General features: G+C 57.6%; 22 protein-coding genes. 19 read left to right on the top strand and 3 right to left on the bottom strand.

The window, feature by feature from the left end:
- Nucleotides 1-25: 25 nt before the first annotated feature.
- The 9 genes from AC0V6L_RS14100 (at nucleotide 26) to AC0V6L_RS14060 (ending at nucleotide 8,965) form a co-directional block, all read left to right on the top strand.
- Complete coding sequence (locus AC0V6L_RS14100) at nucleotides 26-2,539, top strand: penicillin-binding protein 1A (RefSeq protein WP_486154809.1); 2,514 nt, start codon at nucleotides 26-28, stop codon at nucleotides 2,537-2,539.
- Between the two features lie 66 nt (nucleotides 2,540-2,605).
- Nucleotides 2,606-3,136, top strand: coding sequence for a peroxiredoxin (locus AC0V6L_RS14095; RefSeq protein WP_486154808.1), 531 nt, complete (start codon nucleotides 2,606-2,608; stop codon nucleotides 3,134-3,136).
- An 83-nt stretch (nucleotides 3,137-3,219) separates the two neighbouring features.
- Nucleotides 3,220-4,347, top strand: a complete 1,128-nt coding sequence (gene prfB / locus AC0V6L_RS14090; protein ID WP_486154807.1) for a peptide chain release factor 2 — start codon at nucleotides 3,220-3,222, stop codon at nucleotides 4,345-4,347.
- Nucleotides 4,347-5,072, top strand: a complete 726-nt coding sequence (locus AC0V6L_RS14085; protein ID WP_486155153.1) for a class I SAM-dependent methyltransferase — start codon at nucleotides 4,347-4,349, stop codon at nucleotides 5,070-5,072. Before prfB ends, AC0V6L_RS14085 begins: the two co-directional genes overlap by 1 nt.
- 106 nt (nucleotides 5,073-5,178) lie before the next feature.
- Nucleotides 5,179-5,688, top strand: a complete 510-nt coding sequence (gene fabA / locus AC0V6L_RS14080; RefSeq protein WP_486146355.1) for a bifunctional 3-hydroxydecanoyl-ACP dehydratase/trans-2-decenoyl-ACP isomerase — start codon at nucleotides 5,179-5,181, stop codon at nucleotides 5,686-5,688.
- Between the two features lie 8 nt (nucleotides 5,689-5,696).
- A complete protein-coding gene (locus AC0V6L_RS14075) occupies nucleotides 5,697-6,926 on the top strand; it encodes a beta-ketoacyl-ACP synthase II (protein WP_486154806.1) in 1,230 nt (409 codons plus the stop codon).
- A gap of 61 nt (nucleotides 6,927-6,987) precedes the next feature.
- On the top strand, nucleotides 6,988-7,776 hold the full coding sequence (locus AC0V6L_RS14070; RefSeq protein ID WP_486154805.1) for an enoyl-ACP reductase FabI: 789 nt from the start codon (nucleotides 6,988-6,990) through the stop codon (nucleotides 7,774-7,776).
- A gap of 14 nt (nucleotides 7,777-7,790) precedes the next feature.
- Nucleotides 7,791-8,246, top strand: a complete 456-nt coding sequence (locus AC0V6L_RS14065; RefSeq protein ID WP_486154804.1) for a GNAT family N-acetyltransferase — start codon at nucleotides 7,791-7,793, stop codon at nucleotides 8,244-8,246.
- 11 nt (nucleotides 8,247-8,257) lie between these two features.
- Nucleotides 8,258-8,965 (top strand): alpha/beta hydrolase family protein, encoded by a 708-nt coding sequence (locus AC0V6L_RS14060; protein ID WP_486154803.1) that lies wholly within the window; start codon nucleotides 8,258-8,260, stop codon nucleotides 8,963-8,965.
- Here the strand turns inward: AC0V6L_RS14060 and AC0V6L_RS14055 are convergent.
- Together AC0V6L_RS14055 and AC0V6L_RS14050 are read right to left on the bottom strand one after the other, a co-directional pair.
- The gene (locus AC0V6L_RS14055; RefSeq protein ID WP_486154802.1) at nucleotides 8,962-10,080 is read right to left on the bottom strand and encodes an ammonium transporter; all 1,119 of its coding nucleotides are present in this window, start codon (nucleotides 10,078-10,080) and stop codon (nucleotides 8,962-8,964) included. The two genes, AC0V6L_RS14060 and AC0V6L_RS14055, sit on opposite strands and share 4 nt — an antisense overlap.
- Nucleotides 10,081-10,184: 104 nt before the next feature.
- Nucleotides 10,185-11,201 (bottom strand): 2-hydroxyacid dehydrogenase, encoded by a 1,017-nt coding sequence (locus tag AC0V6L_RS14050; RefSeq protein ID WP_486154801.1) that lies wholly within the window; start codon nucleotides 11,199-11,201, stop codon nucleotides 10,185-10,187.
- Between the two features lie 114 nt (nucleotides 11,202-11,315).
- On the opposite strand from AC0V6L_RS14050, the gene AC0V6L_RS14045 reads away from it, so the two are divergent.
- Nucleotides 11,316-11,807, top strand: a complete 492-nt coding sequence (locus tag AC0V6L_RS14045; RefSeq protein ID WP_486154800.1) for an SH3 domain-containing protein — start codon at nucleotides 11,316-11,318, stop codon at nucleotides 11,805-11,807.
- Nucleotides 11,808-11,847: 40 nt separating this feature from the next.
- Here the strand turns inward: AC0V6L_RS14045 and AC0V6L_RS14040 are convergent, their stop codons facing one another.
- Entirely contained in the window at nucleotides 11,848-13,044 is a 1,197-nt protein-coding gene (locus tag AC0V6L_RS14040) for a thiolase family protein (protein ID WP_486154799.1), read from the bottom strand.
- 153 nt (nucleotides 13,045-13,197) lie between these two features.
- Between AC0V6L_RS14040 and AC0V6L_RS14035 the strand changes: the two genes are divergently transcribed.
- The 9 genes from AC0V6L_RS14035 (at nucleotide 13,198) to nuoF (ending at nucleotide 19,981) form a co-directional block, all read left to right on the top strand.
- The gene (locus AC0V6L_RS14035) at nucleotides 13,198-14,628 is read left to right on the top strand and encodes a coniferyl aldehyde dehydrogenase (protein WP_486154798.1); all 1,431 of its coding nucleotides are present in this window, start codon (nucleotides 13,198-13,200) and stop codon (nucleotides 14,626-14,628) included.
- 157 nt (nucleotides 14,629-14,785) lie between these two features.
- Entirely contained in the window at nucleotides 14,786-15,160 is a 375-nt protein-coding gene (locus AC0V6L_RS14030) for an NADH-quinone oxidoreductase subunit A (RefSeq protein ID WP_486146339.1), read from the top strand.
- Nucleotides 15,157-15,750, top strand: coding sequence for a NuoB/complex I 20 kDa subunit family protein (locus tag AC0V6L_RS14025; RefSeq protein WP_486146337.1), 594 nt, complete (start codon nucleotides 15,157-15,159; stop codon nucleotides 15,748-15,750). Before AC0V6L_RS14030 ends, AC0V6L_RS14025 begins: the two co-directional genes overlap by 4 nt.
- A gap of 2 nt (nucleotides 15,751-15,752) precedes the next feature.
- Nucleotides 15,753-16,457: an NADH-quinone oxidoreductase subunit C gene (locus tag AC0V6L_RS14020; RefSeq protein ID WP_486154797.1), complete on the top strand. Its 705-nt coding sequence runs from the start codon at nucleotides 15,753-15,755 to the stop codon at nucleotides 16,455-16,457.
- Nucleotides 16,457-17,668, top strand: coding sequence for an NADH-quinone oxidoreductase subunit D (locus AC0V6L_RS14015; protein ID WP_486146333.1), 1,212 nt, complete (start codon nucleotides 16,457-16,459; stop codon nucleotides 17,666-17,668). The genes AC0V6L_RS14020 and AC0V6L_RS14015 overlap by 1 nt, the downstream gene beginning before the upstream one ends.
- The gene (locus AC0V6L_RS14010) at nucleotides 17,665-17,853 is read left to right on the top strand and encodes a hypothetical protein (protein WP_486154796.1); all 189 of its coding nucleotides are present in this window, start codon (nucleotides 17,665-17,667) and stop codon (nucleotides 17,851-17,853) included. Before AC0V6L_RS14015 ends, AC0V6L_RS14010 begins: the two co-directional genes overlap by 4 nt.
- Nucleotides 17,846-18,514 (top strand): complex I 24 kDa subunit family protein, encoded by a 669-nt coding sequence (locus AC0V6L_RS14005; protein WP_486154795.1) that lies wholly within the window; start codon nucleotides 17,846-17,848, stop codon nucleotides 18,512-18,514. The genes AC0V6L_RS14010 and AC0V6L_RS14005 overlap by 8 nt, the downstream gene beginning before the upstream one ends.
- Nucleotides 18,514-18,699, top strand: a complete 186-nt coding sequence (locus AC0V6L_RS14000) for a hypothetical protein (protein ID WP_486146327.1) — start codon at nucleotides 18,514-18,516, stop codon at nucleotides 18,697-18,699. The genes AC0V6L_RS14005 and AC0V6L_RS14000 overlap by 1 nt, the downstream gene beginning before the upstream one ends.
- On the top strand, nucleotides 18,686-19,981 hold the full coding sequence (gene nuoF / locus AC0V6L_RS13995) for an NADH-quinone oxidoreductase subunit NuoF (protein WP_486154794.1): 1,296 nt from the start codon (nucleotides 18,686-18,688) through the stop codon (nucleotides 19,979-19,981). The genes AC0V6L_RS14000 and nuoF overlap by 14 nt, the downstream gene beginning before the upstream one ends.
- The last annotated feature ends 106 nt before the right edge of the window (nucleotides 19,982-20,087 follow it).

The raw sequence follows: 20,087 nt of genomic DNA, 5'->3' as shown, positions 1-20,087 counted from the left end.
AAAGCCATGCTATCGGCCATCCGAAATGACTGAGACTGACAATTCCAACCTGTCCACATTTGCCTATATCCGCTTTCGCGCGGGCCGCGATGTGTCGCGTTTTGGTGGCTGGGTTGCCAATAAGTGGCGCACCAGCTGGCTGTTCAAAATCGCCGCTGTTCTGTTCGTTTGCCTGATTGCGTTCTGGATTGCGGCATGGGTGTGGCTGGCGCGCGATTTGCCAGAGGCGGAAAGCCTGCTCGAATATGAAACGCCGCTGCCCACGGTGGTGCGCGGGATGGAAGGGGATATCATTCATTCCTATGCCCGTGAGCGGCGCGTGCAGCTGCAATATGCCGATTTTCCTGAAAAGCTGAAACAGGCTTATCTTTCGGCGGAAGATAAGACTTTCTACAGCCATGGCGGGGTGGATTTTACTGGCACTGCGGGCGCGGTTCTCGATTACCTGAACCCCGCGCGCACCGGGCGCGCGGTTGGCGGCTCAACAATCACTCAGCAGGTTGCCAAAGTGCTGCTCTTGGGTGATGAATATTCGGTCACGCGCAAGCTGAAAGAGATGATCCTTGCAAGCCGCATCGAAGCGGCATTGACTAAGCAGGAAATTCTTGAGCTTTACCTCAATGAAATTCCGCTGGGCCGCCGATCATTCGGAGTGCAGGCAGCTTCCCGCGCTTATTTCGATAAAGATGTGGGCGAGCTGGAATTGCATGAAATGGCGTTTCTGGCTGTCCTTCCCAAAGCGCCCGAACGGTATGGCCGGGCAGGGCAGCAGGATGCAGCGATTGCCCGGCGCGGATTTGTGCTCGATCAAATGGCGGATAATGGCTTTATCACCGCTGCCGAAGCGTCCGCTGCCAAAGCGCAGCCGCTTGGGTTGGTCCGCCAGCGCACACAGCGCAGCGTTGATGCCGGATATTTCCTCGAAGAAGTGCGCCGCGAGCTGATCGACAAATTTGGCGAGACATCCGAGGATAGCGGCAATTCGGTCTATGGCGGCGGGCTGTGGGTGCGCACCTCGCTCGATATGGAATTGCAAGAGGCTGCGCGTGATGCCCTGCGTAAAGGCTTGATCCGCTATCATGGATCGCGCGGATGGTCCGGTCCGATTGCAACGATTGACGTGTCAGAAGGCAATTGGGCCAGCCAGCTCGCGAGCTCCTATATCTCGATCAATTACGATGACTGGCGCGTTGGCGTAGTCACAGCGCGCAATGGCAGTTCTGCGACTATTGGATTTTCTGATGGGGAAGAAGCGCCCCTTTCGCGCCTGCCCAATGCTCTTAAAACAGGCGATGTGATCGCGGTGTCTCCGCAAGGGAGTGGTTACCGTGTGCGCACCATTCCGGGCGCGCAAGGCGGGTTGGTGGTGCAGGATGCGCAATATGGCCGCGTGCTCGCGATGCAGGGCGGGTTCGATCACCGTTTGTCTGATTTCAACCGTGCGACCCAGGCGATGCGGCAACCCGGATCGACGATCAAACCGTTCGTCTATGCGACCGGGCTGGACAATGGCATGACCCCTTCGACCCAGATCGATAACAGCCGGTTCTGCTATTATCAGGGACGCACAAAGGGGCAGAAGTGCATCCGCGGCGGGCGCGCAGGTCAGTTTCCGATGCGCTATGGGCTGGAGCAATCGCAGAACATTATGACAGTGCAGATCGGCATGCAGGCCGGGATGGACAATGTCGTCGATATGATTGCCAAGACCGGGATCAGCGATGATGCCGATCCCTATGCCGCGACTGCTCTGGGATCGGAGGAAACGACCGTTTCCCGGATCGTTGCGGCCTATGCTGCTTTGGCCAATCACGGGCGGCTGAATGATCCCACGGTCATCGACTATGTTCAGGATCGCCGCGGGAAAGTCATTTGGCGTGCGGATGAACGCACCTGCCGCGGCTGCAATATGGCCGAATGGGACGGCGAGGCGATGCCGCGCTTTGGTCTGAAAGGCCGCCAGGCGATGGATGCGCGCACCGCTTTCCAAACGATGCATATGCTCGAAGGTGTGGTGACGCGCGGGACGGCGACTGTGCTCAATTCGCTCGATCTGCCTTTGTTCGGCAAGACGGGCACCACCAGCGGGCCAAAAGATGTGTGGTTTATCGGCGGTACGCAGCAAATGATCGCAGGGGCGTATCTCGGTTTTGACACGCCCAAAAACCTTGGCGGATATGCCTATGGCGGCACGATTGTCGCACCCATTATCAAGGACATGATCCAGCAATCGCGCGGCAAATGGGCCGATCTGCCCCCCGTCGCGCCCGAAGGCATTCGCATGGTCCGTGTGGATCGCCGCACGGGCAAAAGGGTGTTTGATGGCTGGCCATCCGGCGCGGACAAGGCTGATATCATCTGGGAAGCATTCAAACCCGATACCGAACCTGACCGCGCGACAAGAGCCGACGCAATCGCTGCCAAACGCGACGAAATCCTCGCATTGATCCGCGCTGGCAGGCGCGGGGCGCAAGTGGTCGAGGAAGAAGCCAGCGATGAACCCGAAGACTTTGTTGAGGATCAGGGCGGCATTTATTGATGCGGTTTTGATGCTTGCGGCACCGCGCGCGGGGAACACAGGCACAGCATGACGAGTTTCAATGATATGACCAAACATCTCCGCATGATCACCGCAGCTTTGCTGGCGGTTTTCCTCACCGCACCTGCCGTAGCCCAGCTTGCCGCAGGTGATAGAGCGCCCGCCATATCGACCAAGGCCGCAGTAGCGGGCGATGAGTTCACTTTCTCGCTCACCGCCGCGCTCAAACAAGGGCCGGTGGTCCTGTATTTTTATCCCAAGGCGTTCACCAAAGGCTGCACCTTGGAAGCCAATGCCTTTGCCGAGGCGATGCCTGATTTTCGCAAAGCCGGCGCGCAGGTTATCGGTTTGTCCAACGATGATATTGCGACCCTGAAACGCTTTAGCCGCGAAGAATGCCGCGATGCCTTTCCCGTAGGCGTTGCGAGCAGCCGGACCATTGGCGCCTATGATGTGGCACTGGGCAATTCCGGTCTGTCGAGCCGCACATCTTATGTAATTGCGCGAGATGGCCGCATTGCCTTTGTTCATTCGGACGGGGATTACCGGGGCCATGTCAAAAAGACGCTGGCGGCAGTGCGCAGGCTTTCCAGGTGAACGACAAAGCCGCCCTGCCAAGCTTTACAATCACGCCTGCCCCGCTAAGCGGTTCGCTCTTGTTTTTGTAAAGGGTATGAACGATGCGCGCCGAAGCACAGGCTCATATCGACAGGATCGAAGCGGCGCTTGATCTGGTGCGGCAATCGCTCGATTGGGAGCGCGCTTTGCGCCGCCTGGATGAGCTGAATGCCCGCGTTCAGGATCCGACATTGTGGGACAATCCCAAGGAAGCCCAGGCCGTCAGCCGCGAGCAGAAACAGCTCGAAAACGCGGTGGAAACGGTCAATTCCATCTCAGCTGAAATGGCCGATGCGATCGAATTCATCGAAATGGGCGAGGCGGAAGATGAGGAAAGCATCATCGATGATGGCCTCGCCAGCCTTGCCAAACTGGCCGACCGGGCGGATGCCGATAAGGTTCAGGCGCTGCTTTCAGGCGAAGCGGATGGGAATGACACCTATCTCGAAATTCACGCAGGCGCGGGCGGTACGGAATCGCAGGACTGGGCCGAAATGCTGTTCCGCATGTATTCGCGCTGGGCAGAACGGCGCGGGTTCAAAGTGGAAACGGTTGAATATCAGGCAGGCGATCAGGCCGGGATCAAATCGGCGACTTTGCTGATCAAAGGCGAGAACGCCTATGGATATGGCAAAACCGAGAGCGGCGTTCACCGCCTTGTCCGCATCAGCCCCTATGACAGCGCGGCCAAACGGCACACCAGCTTTTCCAGCGTCTGGGTCTATCCGGTCATTGATGATGATATTGATATTGAGATCAATCCGGCAGACCTCAAAATCGACACTTACCGCGCATCGGGGGCAGGCGGCCAGCATGTGAACACGACCGATTCGGCCGTGCGCATCACGCACCAGCCCACCGGCATCGTGGTCGCCAGTCAGAATGATCGCAGCCAGCACAAGAACCGCGCAACCGCGATGAACATGCTGAAAGCGCGTTTGTTCGAACGCGAAATGGCCGAGCGTGAGGCGGCCGCCAGCGGCGAATATCAGGAAAAGAGCGAGATTGGCTGGGGCCACCAGATCCGCTCTTACGTCTTGCAGCCCTATCAGATGGTCAAGGATCTGCGCACCGGATTCACTTCCAGCTCGCCCGACAAAGTGCTCGATGGCGAAATTGATGGGTATATCTCGGCGGCCTTGGCCCAGCAGGTGACGGGCGAAACGGCTGATATTGAGGATGTCGATTGATGCGGGCAGGAGTGCTGTATTGTGTGCTCCTGGCGCCATTTGCGCTGCTTTCCGCTTGCAATCAGGCAGGCGACAATGGCCAGCGGCCCGAAAGCGCGCTTGAATTCCCGCTGCCCGACCGGCCGGTTGCCGAAGTTGTTTCCAATCAATTCTCGAACGAAGACGCCCGCGATGAACGCGGTGAGGCGCAAAAGGTGATGGACCTTGCCAATATCTCCGATGGCATGACTGTCGCAGATATCGGCGCAGGCGAGGGATATTACACCGTTCGCCTTGCTGAACGGGTGGGCGAAACAGGCCGGGTCACCGCGCAGGATATCGATCTGAAAGCGCTGGAACGGCTTGCCCGCCGGGTTCAGAACGAGCGGCTTGAAAACATCTCGATCAAGCCCGGCGCTGTCGATGATCCGCGCCTGCCCGCTGACAGCTTTGACCGGATTTTTCTCGTCCACATGTATCACGAAGTGGGCGAACCTTACGCATTCCTGTGGAAGATGTGGCCGGCTTTGACTCAAACCGGGCAGATCATCGTGGTTGAAGCTGATCGCCCCACCAATCGCCACGGTATTCCTCCTGCCTTGTTGTTTTGCGAATTTGAAGCAGTGGGCTACAAACTTATCGAGTTCAGCGAAAAGCCTGACATCAAAGGGTATTTCGCCCGCTTTGAAAGAGGCGATGCGCGCACCGAACCGGGCGCGATTGAAACGTGCAGCAGCGCGCCCTAGCCAATCACGGAAACCATTACGAAACCGGATGCGCCCTTTTCCTCGGCAATCGGGGGTGCTAGGCGCGCCGCAGGGTACAAACAACAACAGGTGGGACGCTTTTAGGATGGCAGATTATCCAAGCAGTTTTGATCGCGAGGATCTTCTTAAGTGCGCGCGCGGGGAATTGTTCGGGCCCGGCAATGCACAATTGCCCGAACCGCCCATGCTGATGATGGACCGGATCACCGAAATCTCTGGCGATGGCGGGCCGGGTGGCAAAGGGCACGTGGTTGCCGAGTTTGATATCAAGCCTGACCTGTGGTTCTTCGATTGCCACTTTCCCGGCAACCCGATTATGCCCGGCTGTCTTGGTCTTGATGGGCTGTGGCAGCTTACTGGTTTTAATCTGGGCTGGCGCGGTTGGAAGGGGCGCGGCTATGCGCTTGGCGTGGGCGAAGTGAAGCTGACCGGCATGGTCCGGCCTGATCGCAAGCAGCTGACCTATTTCGTTGATTTCACCAAAGCTGTGCAAACCCGCCGGCTGACCATGGGTGTGGCCGATGGCCGGGTCGAAGCTGATGGCGAAGTTATTTATCAGGTCAAAGACATGAAAGTCGCCTTGTCAGAGGCTTAAGGGGGATTATGCGCCGCGTTGTTGTAACAGGATTGGGGATTGTCTCTTCAATCGGGAATAATCAAGCCGAAGTGCTCGCTTCGCTGAAAGCTGGCAAATCCGGCATCACCTTTAACGAGGATATGGCCCAGCACGGGTTTCGCTCGCAGATTGCGGGCGCGGTCGATCTTGATGTAAAGGAACATGTCGACAAGCGCACGCTTCGTTTCATGGGGCCGGGTGCGGCCTATGCGCATATCGCGATGGGGCAGGCGATTGCAGATAGCGGGCTTGAAGAAAAAGACATCGTCGATCCGATGACTGGCGTGATTGCCGGGTCTGGCGGTCCATCGACATCTGCAATGCTGGCCGCGCATCAAACCGTGCTAAAGAACGGGTCTACCAAGCGCATCGGGCCGTTTGCTGTTCCCAAGACGATGTCGTCAACCGTCAGCGCGAACCTCGCGACGGCGTATCAGATCAAGGGCATGAATTTCTCGATCACCTCGGCCTGTTCAACCAGCCTGCATTGCATCGGCATGGCAGCGCAGCAAATAGCGCTGGGCACGCAGGATGTGGTGTTCGGCGGAGGGGGCGAAGAGCTGGATTGGACACTGTCGTGCCTGTTCGATGCCATGGGAGCGATGTCGAGCAAATATAACGACACTCCGGAGCGCGCATCCCGCGCATTTGATGCAGATCGCGATGGGTTTGTGATTGGCGGGGGCGGCGCGATGGTGGTGCTAGAAAGCCTCGAGCATGCACAGGCGCGCGGCGCGAAAATCTATGCCGAGGTCACCGGATTTGCAGCGACGTCCGATGGGGCGGATATGGTTGCTCCATCGGGTGAGGGCGGCGAGCGTGCAATGCGCGGGGCGATCAAAACCTTGGGCGAAGACCGCAAGGTAAGCTATATCAACGCGCACGGCACATCGACCCCGGTCGGTGATGTGGGCGAGATCGAAGCGGTCCGCCGGGTTTTTGGCGAAGGAAGCACGCCTCCCGTCAGCTCAACCAAATCCATGACCGGACACAGTCAGGGGGCAACGGGCGCGCAAGAGGCGATCTATTGCCTGCTGGCGCTGGAGCATGATTTCATCATCCCGTCGATCAATGTAGAAACGCTCGATCCGGAATTGAAGGCTGAAGAGATTGCAACGCAGCTCGTCGAAAATGCCGGGCTTGATACGGTTATGACCAACAGCTTTGGTTTCGGCGGAACCAATGGTTCGATGCTGCTGTCAAAGTTTCACGGGTGAATTAGAGGCCGTAAGGCCTTAAAAAACGGCGTCAGGGCCAAGAGAATAAGGTGAGATGAAAATGGGCATGCTTGCAGGAAAACGTGGCCTGGTGATGGGCGTTGCAAACGAGCGTTCAATCGCATGGGGCATCGCCAAAGCCTGCGCTGAGGCCGGGGCTGAGCTTGCTTTTACCTATCAGGGCGATGCTTTTGGCAAAAGACTGGAGCCGCTTGCGCAAAGCGTGGGTTCTGACTTTATGCTCGATGTGGATGTAACCGATGACGCATCGCTCGACGGGGCATTTGACGCGCTTACCAAACGGTGGGGCAGCCTCGATTTTCTTATTCATGCCATCGCTTTTTCCGACAAATCGGAGCTGACAGGCCGCATCCTTGATACATCGCGGGCCAATTTCAAAAACTCCATGGATATCTCGGCCTACAGCTTCATCGAAGTATCGCGCCGCGCGCATCCTTTGATGGTGGAAAACGGCGGCACTTTGATCACGCTGAGCTATATGGGATCGAACCGCGTCACGCCCAATTACAATGTGATGGGCGTTGCCAAGGCGGCTTTGGAAGCGGGCGTGCGGTATCTTGCCAATGATCTGGGGCCAGAAGGTATCCGGGTCAACGCGATTAGTCCCGGCCCGATGAAAACGCTTGCCGGATCAGCGATCGGCGGCGCGCGCAAGACGTGGAAACACACCGAAGCCAACGCTCCCTTGCGCGCCAATGCCACGCTTGAAGCGGTGGGCGGCACGGCCGTTTATCTGTGCAGCGATGCAGGTGCGTGTACGACGGGTGAGATTATCCGTGTCGATGGCGGTTTCCATGTTCTGGGGATGCCGCAGCACGACAATCTGTAAAGGCAGCGCGCAGAATGCAAATCGCCCGCACCGATCTTAGCGAACCCGATGTGATCGCTCTGCTTGAATTGCATCACGGCGAAATGGTCGGCTCTTCACCTCCCGGCACGTGTCACGTGCTCGATTTGAGCGGGTTGAAAGCGGATGATGTCACCGTGTTTGCAGCGCGCGATGGTGACAGTTTGCGTGCAATCGGAGCGATCAAACGACACGCCGATTTTGCCGAGATCAAATCCATGCGCGCCCATCCCAGCGCGCGCGGCACCGGGGCGGGCAAGCGGATGCTGGAGCATTTGATTGAGGCTGCGCGCACGCAAGGCTTTGCCGAAATCAAATTGGAAACAGGATCGGGGCCAGTGTTCGAAGCCGCGCTTGGCCTTTACCGCAAATATGGATTTGAACCCTGCGATGATTTTGGGGGCTACACGTCGGGCGAGTTTAACCAATTGTTCGCGCTTCGCCTTGCTTGAAGGGGGCGGATATGAGCGAGGCCAAACCGCCGCCTTTATCCAGTTGGCTGCGCGAAATTCCCAATCTGGCGCTGATCTGGTCCAGCCCCGTGCGCCCTGTTCGCCCGCCAATTGCAGCGAAGCCGCAAAAGGAAAAGCTTCCCCCTGTGCTGGTCTTTCCCGGCATCCTTTCGAGCGATTATGCCACATCTTTGATGCGCCGCACGCTTAGCGCGCATGGCTATCCGGCCTATGCATCAAAAATGGGGGTGGTGACCGGGGTGACGCCTGAATTCTTTGCCAAAGCTGAAGCACGGCTTGATGCGGTGCATGCCCGGCACGGGCAAAAGGTCTGCGTTATTGGGATCAGCCTTGGCGGATTGTTCGCCCGGGTGCTGGCGCAGCGCCATCCTGAAAAGGTGGAACTAGTGATGACGCTTGGCACGCCGTTTTCGGGTAATCGGCGCGCAAACAATGCCTGGCGTTTGTATGAAGCGATCAATGACCACAAAGTCGATGCGCCGCCGCTGCCTGATGATCCCAGCGCCAAACCGCCAGTAAAAACGCTCGCCATATGGTCGCCGCGCGATGGAATTGTCGCGCCAGAATGTTCATGCGGGCGCGAGGGCGAAAGCGATCTGCGGATCGAAGTGAAAGAGCGGCATTTCCAGTTTTCCGCCAGCCGCCCCTCCATTGATCATGTGGTGCAATTGCTGGGCGAGCATGCGGCGTGTGATTAGGTCTCGCTGGCTCGCATCGGAAAGATCAGCGACACCGCCAAAGCGGTAAGCGCAGTTCCAACCGCGCTCCACACAGCGACAGCGCCGACTGCAATGGCTTGCGCGGTCAATTGGCTCAGCATTGTGGACGTGCCGAAATAGCCCGTGCCGCCAAGGCCCGATGACAGGAACACCGCCAGCAGCAGCGCGCCCAAAATGCCTCCGACACCATGCACGGCAAAAACCCCCGCCGCATCGTCAACACCCAGACTAACCGTGACCCAGCGATTGACGGCAAAGCACCCAATCCCCGCAAGGATACCAATGATAAGCGCCGCCATCGGGGACACATAAACAGATGCCGCAGCAATCGCGGCCAGTCCGGCCAGGGCGCCTTTGGCAAAGCCTTGCGCTGATGGTTCGCCGCTGCCGGCATTTTCGAGCGCAAGCCAGGTCAGCCCGGCTGCGCTCCCGGCGCTCAAAACAGATATCATGGCCGCTGCGGCATTGTGATTGGCGCTGAGCGCAGAGGCTCCATTGAGCGCCAGGGATGCGGTCCACAAAAGGCCCATGCCAAGCATGATGGTAGTGGGAGAGACATCGGACACGGCGCTTTTCTCAAACCCTTTGCGCGGCCCTATCAGAACCGCGATCACCAGAGCGGAAATGCCAGTTGCGGTGTGGACAACCAGACCGCCCGCATAATCAATCGCGCCAATCTGCGACCGCAACCAGCCGCCGCCCCACAGCCAGTGCGCGATGGGTGCGAACACGATCAGAGTCCAAAGGCCTGCAAAAACAATCGCCCATGACAGCCGCGCGCGGCCAGCCCATGCGCCGACCAGTAAGGTGGCTGCTAATATCGCAAAGGCCATGCGAAACAGCGCAAAACCGCTTTCTGGCAAAGCTGTGCCGGAGCGCACACCGCCTGCATCAAACCCCATGCCGAGCGCTATCTGGCCAAACCAGCCATTCGTCACCGCGCCAAATCCGAGGCCATAGCCTGCAACAAGCCAAACAAGCGCCGCCGCTGCGGTGATGCAGGCGCTTTGCAAGATGGCTGCGCTGCGCTGCGGCGCGCCCAAATGGCCCGCTGCGAGTGCGCCTGCGCCCAACGCTCCAAGACCGATGGCCATTACGCTGGCGCCCAGGACGAATGCGCCATCCGCACCGCTGATAATTACAGCAGCCTGCCGTCCTGATTCTTGTGCCGCCGCCGATTGCGCCCCCGCCATACCGATCAGCCGATCAACGCGGTGAGCACTTGGTCAGGCGGGCGATGCCCATCGGCCCAAAAGCGGATATTGGCGATCACCTTTTCGCCCGATGCCTCGCGCCCTTCCGCAGTGGCGCTGCCGATATGGGGCAGGGTCATCACATTGGGATGGGCGATCAGGCGCGGATCGACATTGGGTTCATCTGGATAGACATCAAGTCCAGCGCCGATCAGATGCCCGCTTTCCAGCGCGCTTACCAAAGCGTCATTGTCGATCAATTCCCCGCGCGCGGTGTTAACGATGCTGCTGCCCGGTTTCATCAAGGCGATCCGGCGCGCATCGACCATTCCGGCTGTTTCGTCTGTCAGCGGGCAATGCAGTGATAATATATCTGCCTGAGCCATCAGATCATCGACATTGGGGACAAAGCGCACGCCCAGCATGCTTTCCACCGCATCAGGCAGCGGTTTGCGATTGGTGTAGGCGACCTCAAGCCCGAAAGCGCGCGCGCGGTGTGCAACCGCCTGACCGATGCGCCCCATGCCGACAATGCCGAGCACTTTGCCGCCGAGCTTTCGGCCCAGCAGGCCCGATGGTGCCCAGCCTGTCCATTCCCCCCGGCGCACCAGGCCAGTGCCTTCGCGAATGCGGCGCGGCACACCGATAATCGCCGCCATTGCAATATCGGCGGTGTCATCGGTGAAAACGCCTGGCGTGTTGGTGACAGGGATTTTGCGAGCGGCTGCTGCGGCAAGGTCGATATGTTCAGTGCCCGCGCCAAAACTGGCGATCAGGCGCAGATCCTTGCCTGCCTGCGCGATCATGTCTGCATCGATCCGGTCTGTGACTGTGGGCACCAGGACATCGCAATCCTGCATCGCAGCGATCAGCGCATCGCGGCTCATCGGGATATCTTCGCTGTTAAGCCGCGCTTCGAACAGTTCCGCCATGCGCGCCTCGACGCTTGGCATGAGCTGGCGAGTGACAGCGACTTTGGGACGTCCGGCTGAAAATTGGGGCGATGCGGTTTGGTTGGCCATGGCACAAGGGCTAAAGCGAGTAGGGCGGCCCGGTCAAGGGATGCAGGTCCTTGATGCGAAACCTTTCCCAACTGTCTTGATGAAAGCGGGCCATCGGCGCTATTGCTGGATGTTATGATCACTCGGCTATTTTCTTTGTTCGCTTTGGTTTTGATTGGCGTGATGGGCGGTCCTGCTGCTGTTGCACAGGATGCCGACACGACCGAATGGCGCAGCTTGCGCTATGAAGAGGTGCGCATGCGCGTTGGGCCTAGTCAGGATTACCCGATTGACTGGGTCTATAAACGCAAAGGATTGCCAGTGATCGTCATCCGCAAACGCGAAGCGTGGAGCCTGGTTGTCGATTACGAAGGGACACAGGGCTGGATTGCGGACAGCCAATTGAGCGGCGTGCGCGGCGCGCTCATCATGGGGGAGGGCGCGACCGAATTGCGCGCAAAACCTGATGCAACGGCGCAAATCCGCTGGCGCGCTCAGCCGGGCGTGGTGGGTAAGCTTGGCACATGCCAAACCGATTGGTGCGAAATTGATATAGAAGGCCGCACCGGATGGGTGGCGCGTGACAGGTTATGGGGCACACGCGCACCCCAATTGCCGAGCGAATAAAGCGGCAGCGCCAAGATTACCTCAGCGCTGCCGCATAACATCAGATCATTTCAACAGCGATCGCGGTCGCTTCCCCGCCGCCAATGCACAGACTGGCAACGCCTTTGGTTTTGCCTTGAGCTTTCAGCGCGCCGAGCAAGGTCACGATGATCCGCGATCCCGAAGCGCCGATTGGGTGGCCCAGCGCGGTGCCGCCGCCATTTACGTTAATCTTGTCATGCGCAATGCCCAAATCGCGCATCGCAAACATAGCAACGCAGGCAAACGCTTCGTTCACTTCGAACAAGTCCACATCATCGACTGACCAGCCCGCTTTATCGAGCACTTTCTGGATTGCGGGGATGGGCGCGGTGGTGAATTTGGCAGGCTCATGCGCATGGGCTGCGCTGGCGACAAGACGCGCGACAGGGGTCAGGCCTTTTTCCTTGGCGACGCTTTCGCGCGTCAAAACCAAAGCTGCCGCGCCATCCGAAATCGAGCTGGAGGTTGCCGCTGTGATCGTGCCGTCTTTGGCAAATGCAGGGCGCAGCTGAGGGATTTTGTCAGGACGGCCTTTGCCCGGCTGCTCATCGGTTTCAACCGTGACATCGCCTTTGCGCGTTTTGAATGTCACGGGGACGACCTCGTCATCAAATGCCCCGCTGGAAATGGCTGCATTGGCGCGTTCGAGCGAGCTGATCGAATACTGGTCCATGTCTTCGCGCGTCATCTGGTATTCGTCCGCGGTCGCCTGCGCAAATGTCCCCATCGCGCGGCCTTCCTCATAGGCATCTTCCAGCCCATCAAGGAACATATGATCATACGTCGTATCATGGCCCAAACGCGCGCCCGAACGGTGCTTTTTGAGCAGATATGGCGCATTGGTCATGCTTTCCATGCCGCCTGCAACCACCATGTCGATAGTGCCAGAGGCAAGCGCTTCTGATCCCATAATCACCGTTTGCATGCCGCTGCCGCAGACTTTGTTCACCGTGGTCGCTTCAACCGATAAAGGCAGGCCCGCTTTCACTGCCGCCTGGCGGGCAGGGGCCTGGCCCAAGCCTGCGGGCAACACGCATCCCATATACGCACGGTCCACCTCTTCGCCCGCTACGCCTGCGCGCTCCACTGCCGCCTTTAACGCCGCCGCGCCCAGATCGGTTGCGGCCACATCCGCCAAAGCGCCTTGCATGCCGCCCATTGGAGTGCGTGCATAAGACAGGATGACAATGGGATCTTGGGCAGAAAAATGAGCCATAGCAGGAAGAATCCTTGTGTGATTAAATGGTGCAGTGCGTCATGTAGGATTGTGCGAGCGCGTTGGCAAACGATGACGATCCGCTTGCTCAATCGCTGCATTTGCGCAAGAAGCATGGCAAATAACAACTTACCAGCTTCGGGGAGAGACCAATTGGCCGATAATCGCAAAGCAGAACTTGATGCTCTGTTGGACCGCCAGCGCGCAGCTTTCACAGCGTCGCGCCCGGAAGGGATCAACATACGCAAAGACCGGATCAAGCGTGCGATGGCTTTGGTCAAGGAGAACGGCGAGGCGTTTGCTAAGGCTATGGCTGATGATTTCGGTAGCCGTTCGGTGCACCAAAGCATGCTCACCGATGTCGCTGCGACGGTGGGAGCGGGTAAGCATGCGCTCAAACACATCGACAAATGGTCCAAGCCCGAAAAACGTCCGGTGCAATTTCCGCTCGGGCTGCTCGGTGCGAAAGCCGAGGTTCGCTATGAACCTAAAGGCGTGATTGGCATTTTGTCGCCATGGAATTTCCCGCTGCAACTGGCTTTCGGCCCACTTATGCAGGTATTGGCCGCTGGCAATCGCGCCATGATCAAGCCTAGCGAATTTACAGAAAGCACGTCGGCTTTGATGGCGGAGCTGACGGCGGAGTTTTTCGCAGAGGACGAAGTGGCTGTTATGACAGGCGGTCCGGAAGTGGCGGCTGCTTTTTCCGAAATGCCGTTTGATCATTTGGTTTTCACCGGCTCAACCCCCACTGGCCGACTTGTTATGCAGGCGGCTGCCAAAAACCTTGTTCCAGTTACGCTCGAACTGGGCGGAAAATCTCCCGTTATCATGGGCCGCAGCGCCAATTTTGAAAAAGCGGGCGAACGGATCGCTTTGGGCAAGATGATGAATGCCGGGCAAATCTGCCTCGCGCCTGATTATATGTATGTGCCCGAGGACAAACAGGACGCAGCGGTCGCAGGGGTGACCAACGCGACCGCATCGATGTATCCTACCCTGCTCGAAAATGATGATTACGCTTCGATCGTGTCAGACCGGCATTTTGAGCGTTTGCAAGGTCTGGTCGAAGATGCGCGCGACAAGGGCGCTGAAGTGATCGAAGTCAATCCGGGGCACGAGATTTTCGGCAGCACCAACAGCCGTAAGATGCCGCTCAATATTCTCAAAAACGTCACCGATGAAATGAACGTGATGCAGGAAGAGATTTTCGGGCCGATCCTGCCGGTGATGACATACAATTCGATCGATCAAGCGGTTGATTATGTGAACGAGCATGATCGCCCGCTGGGCCTCTATTACTTTGGCGAGGACAAGTCAGAGCAAGAACGCGTTCTGTCCCGCACCATTTCGGGCGGGGTCACCACCAATGATGTGATCTTCCATGTCTCAATGGAAGACCTGCCCTTTGGCGGTGTTGGCCCATCGGGTATGGGCAGTTACCACGCGATTGAGGGCTTCCGTGAATTCAGCCATGCGCGCGCAGTTTATCATCAACCCAAGATCGATATTGCGGGGCTGGGCGGCTTCAAGCCGCCTTATGGCAAGGGCACAGAGAAAGCCGTCGCGCAAATGATGAAATAGCATTGGAAAATGCGGGCAGGGGCGCTATTGGGCCGCCTGTTCGCTTTTACGCAACAGATATGCCCGCTTTTGCTGGTAATTCCGTGCGTTCCCGTGCTTGCGCATTTGAAAAGACGGGCTTAGGGCGCTCTTGGGACAAATCAGCTTGGACAATGCCGTGTTAGATTTAAGCCAGTATCTGCCGATACTGATCTTCATCGTTATCGCTCTTGCGATATCGTGCCTGTTTGTGTTTCTGCCGATGGGCGTTTCGCGCTTGACCGGAGCGCACAATCCCGACGCGGAAAAACTGTCGGAATATGAATGCGGTTTCCCCGCGTTTGAAGATGCCCGCAGCCAGTTCGACGTGCGCTTTTACCTCGTCGCGATCAGCTTTATTATTTTCGATCTTGAGGCAGCGTTCCTGTTCCCATGGGCGGTAAGCCTGGGTGAGACGGGCTGGATTGGCTGGGCCGGGATGATGACATTTTTGGGAATTCTGGCCATCGGCCTTGCCTATGAGTGGAAGAAGGGAGCTCTGGACTGGGAATGAGCAACATTATCACGCCTCCCAATGCGCTTCCCATTGCGCCCACAGGTTCGCAAGCTGGTTTGCCAACCGCTCAGCCCGGCGATGTCAAAACGCCGGATGCGGATTATTTCAACGCGCTCCAAACAGAGGTGAATGACAAGGGTTTCCTCGTCACCTCGACCGAAGACTTGTTCAACTGGGCGCGCACCGGCTCGCTGTGGTGGATGACATTTGGCCTTGCCTGCTGCGCGGTGGAAATGATCCACGTAAACATGCCGCGCTATGATATGGAGCGGTTTGGTGTGACCCCGCGCGCATCTCCGCGCCAGTCTGACGTGATGATCGTCGCTGGCACGCTCTGCAACAAAATGGCGCCTGCATTGCGCAAGGTGTACGATCAGATGTCTGATCCGAAGTATGTCATTTCGATGGGTAGCTGCGCCAATGGCGGTGGATACTACCACTATTCCTATAGCGTGGTGCGCGGATGTGACCGGATTGTACCGGTCGATATCTATGTGCCAGGTTGCCCTCCGACTGCCGAGGCGCTGCTTTACGGCGTGATGCAATTGCAGCGCAAAATCCGCCGCACTGGGACGATTGAGCGTTAGATATGGCCGCCGTTCACTCCGCCCCCAAATTCGCGTCTAATGAAGGCGTGCTGGATACGCTTTGCGAGAGCCTGAGCGTTTGGCTTGACGCCTCGCGTGAAGAGCATGGTGAGATCATCCTCACGGCAAAACGCGACCAGATTGCCAATGTCCTGAAAATTTTGCGCGACGATCATCAATATCAGCAAATGGTTGAGATTGCGGGCGCGGACTATCCGGATCGCGCTGAGCGTTTTGAAGTCGTCTATATGCTGCTCTCGCTCACCAAGAACCACCGGGTCATGGTGAAATGTTCCACCAACGAGAACACGCCTGTCCCCACGATCACGCATCTCTGGCCCAATGCTGGTTGGTTGGAACGCGAAGTGTTTGACATGTACGGTGTCGTTTTTGATGGCAATCCCGACTTGCGCCGCATTCTCACCGATTACGGGTTCGAAGGGCATCCCTTCCGCAAGGATTTCCCGATGACGGGCTATACCGAGCTGCGTTATTCCGAAGACGAAAAGCGGGTCCTCTATGAGCCGGTTGAGCTGGCGCAGGATATGCGCACGTTTGATTTCCTCTCGCCGTGGGAGGGTTCGGATTACGTGCTGCCCGGTGATGAAAAGGCCAAAACGCCCGCGCCTGAACCGGACGCTCCTGAAGCTGAAAGCGAAGAGCCGCCTAAAGACGGCGTCGAATTTGATATCGAGGAGGGCGAATAATGGGCATGCAAGTCGAAGAATCGCTCACCACAGAAGGCGATGTCATCCAGAACTACACGATCAATTTCGGCCCTCAGCATCCGGCCGCGCACGGCGTTTTGCGCATGGTGATGGAGCTGGATGGCGAAGTGATCGAGCGCGTCGATCCGCATGTCGGCCTGCTCCATCGCGGCACTGAAAAGCTCATCGAAACAAAGACCTATCTTCAGGCTTTGCCATATTTTGACCGGCTCGATTACTGCTCGCCGCTGGCGCAGGAATATTCGTATGTGCTCGCGATTGAGAAACTGCTCAACATCGAAGTGCCAGAGCGTGCGCAATATCTGCGGGTGCTCTTTGCTGAGCTCACCCGCATCTGCAATCACATGCTCAATATCGGCGCGCATGTGATGGATGTGGGCGCGATGACGCCTAACCTGTGGGTGTTCGAAATCCGCGAGGATTGTCTCAACTTCTTTGAGCGCGCTTCGGGTGCGCGGATGCACTCTGCCTGGTACCGCCCCGGCGGTGTGCACCAAGATGTGCCGGAAAAGCTGCTGGTCGATATCGGCAATTGGATCGACACACGCCTGCCGGAGATTTTCGGCGATGCGATGAGCCTAGTGACTGACAACCGCATTTTCAAACAGCGCAATGTCGATATCGCGGTTGTGGGCCGTGATGATGCGATTGCGTGGGGTTTTTCAGGCCCGATGATCCGCGCTGCTGGCATCCCATGGGATCTGCGCAAATCGCAGCCTTATGATGTGTATGACCGGATGGAGTTCGACATTCCTGTCGGCACCAATTCCGATTGCTATGACCGCTTTATGGTGCGCGTGAACGAAGTTTACGAAAGCGCCAAGATCATCAAGCAATGCCTGCGCGACATGCCAACCGGCCCTGTCGCCAGCACCGACGGCAAAGTCTCCCCGCCCAAACGCGGCGAAATGAAGCAGTCGATGGAAAGCCTGATCCACCACTTCAAACTCTACACCGAAGGCTTTCACGTGCCCGAAGGCGAAGTTTACGTCGCCACCGAAAGCCCCAAGGGCGAATTTGGCGTCTATCTCGTGAGCGATGGGACGAACAAACCCTATCGCTGCAAAATCCGCCCGACCGCGTTCTCGCACCTGCAAGCGATGGAATTCATGAGCAAAGGCCACATGCTGCCTGATGCGACCGCCATTCTGGGCGCGATTGATGTGGTGTTTGGGGAGTGTGATCGGTGATTGACCTTCTCCGAGTTCTTTGGGCTGGCGTCACCGGTTTTCTGCTCGCGATCATCGTCGTGGAGTATTCGCTATTTGACATCACCTACGGCCCCATCAAGTTGGTCTTAAGCTGCGTATTTTTCGCGCTGATGGCGTTTGGGGCAATTTCTGCAAAACGCGAGAAAGCTAGAGCGCATGGCTGACCGTACACCTGCACCAGATACCCCCGAACTCCGCGCGCGTTGGGGCTCTTTCGCGTGGACGCCTGAGAACAAGAAAAAGGCCGATCGTGAGATCGCCAAATATCCCAATGGTCGTCAAAAATCGGCGGTAATGGCGCTGCTTGATCTGGCGCAGCGTCAGGTTGGCGAGGAAACCGATACGCAGGGTTGGCTGCCCATGCCGGTCATCGAATACATCGCCGACTATCTCGAAATGCCGGCCATCCGCGTGCTCGAAGTTGCGACGTTCTATTTCATGTACAACATGAAGCCTGTCGGGAAATACCACGTGCAGGTGTGCGGCACTACGCCGTGTATGCTTCGTGGTTCTGATGAAATCATTAGCGCGTGCAAAAAACGCGGGATGGAGAAGGGCAAAGTCTCCGAAGACGGCCTTTGGACGCTGACCGAGGTGGAATGCATGGGCAATTGCGCCACTGCTCCCATGGTCCAGATCAACGATGACAATTTCGAAGATTTGACGCCTGAGCGGCTCGACGCAGTGCTTGATGCGCTGGCCAAGGGCGAAACGCCCAAGGCGGGAACGCAGGAGCCCGGTCGGCACACCTCGGAGCCTTCGGGCGGCCCGACAACGCTCAAAGAAATGGTTGGTGCCAATCACGATTACCGGAGTGACTGGTGATGAATGGCGGCGTTCTTGCCATGATGATCGCGGGCTTTGCCTGCTTCGGTGTTGGCGCGTATCTCGCCGCCACTGATGAACGATCAACAGGTATTGTTCTCATGGGCATGGGTTTGCTTTTTCAGGTGCTGACTTTGCGCCAGCTTAGAATTGCAAAGAGTAAGGGATCGAATGATGCTGGCTGATAAGGATCGCATCTTCACCAATGTTTATGGCTTTCAGGACGCGGGCCTCAAAGCGGCGCAAAAGCGCGGCGATTGGGATGGCACCAAGGCTCTGATTGAGCGCGGCCAAGAAGCGATCATCGAAGAGATCAAGGCCAGCGGATTGCGCGGGCGGGGCGGGGCGGGCTTTCCCACCGGCCTTAAATGGTCATTCATGCCGAAATCGTCTGCTGATGGGCGGCCCAGCTTCCTGGTTATCAATGCGGACGAATCCGAACCGGGCTCATGCAAGGACCGCGAGATCCTGCGTCACGATCCGCACAAGCTGATCGAAGGCGCGCTGGTGGCTGGCTTTGCGATGCGTGCGCGCGCGGCCTATATCTATATACGCGGCGAATATATTCGTGAGGCCGAAGCGCTGCAAAAAGCCATCGATGAAGCGAACGCCGCCGGGCTGATCGGTAAGAATGCCAGCGGTACTGGCTATGATTTCGACGTGTTCATGCACCGGGGTGCAGGCGCGTATATCTGCGGCGAAGAAACCGCGATGATCGAAAGTCTTGAGGGCAAAAAAGGCCAACCGCGGTTAAAACCGCCATTCCCGGCAGGCGCAGGCCTTTATGGCTGCCCGACTACGGTCAACAACGTCGAAAGCATCGCTGTCGTGCCGACGATCCTGCGGCGGGGTGGTTCATGGTTTGCAAGTTTTGGACGTGAGGGCAATCACGGGACGAAGCTATTCCAGATCAGCGGCCATGTCGAAAAGCCGTGCGTCGTCGAAGAGGAAATGGGGATCCCATTCGAAGAGCTGATCGAAAAACACTGCGGCGGCATCACGGGCGGTTGGGATAATCTGCTGGCGGTTATTCCCGGCGGTTCTTCGGTGCCGCTTGTGCCTGCTGAACAAATTCGTAGCGCACCAATGGATTTCGACGGGCTGAAAGAGCTTGGCTCCGGCCTTGGCACGGCAGCGGTAATCGTGATGGACAAATCCACCGACATCGTGCGTGCGATCTCGCGTCTCAGCTATTTCTACAAGCACGAAAGCTGCGGCCAATGTACGCCATGCCGTGAGGGCACCGGTTGGATGTGGCGCATGATGGAACGCCTGCGCACAGGCGATGCGGCGATCGAAGAAATCGATATGCTGCAAGAGGTTACCAAACAGGTCGAGGGCCACACAATCTGTGCGCTTGGCGATGCAGCCGCATGGCCGATCCAGGGCCTTATCCGTCATTTCCGCCCAGAGCTGGAGCGGCGGATCGAAGAACATAACTCTCAGTTTGCGGAGGCTGCGGAGTGAGGTGGGCAATATCTTTGAACTTTTACTCAGCTTTCTTGGCGGGACTTCAGGCAACGGATCTCATGCTTCTGAAAGCGATACAAGGACGCGCAAGTTTGCAATGGTC

This window comes from Erythrobacter sp. JB1-15, assembly GCF_057365035.1.
This window is presented reverse-complemented; position numbering and strand designations above follow the sequence as displayed.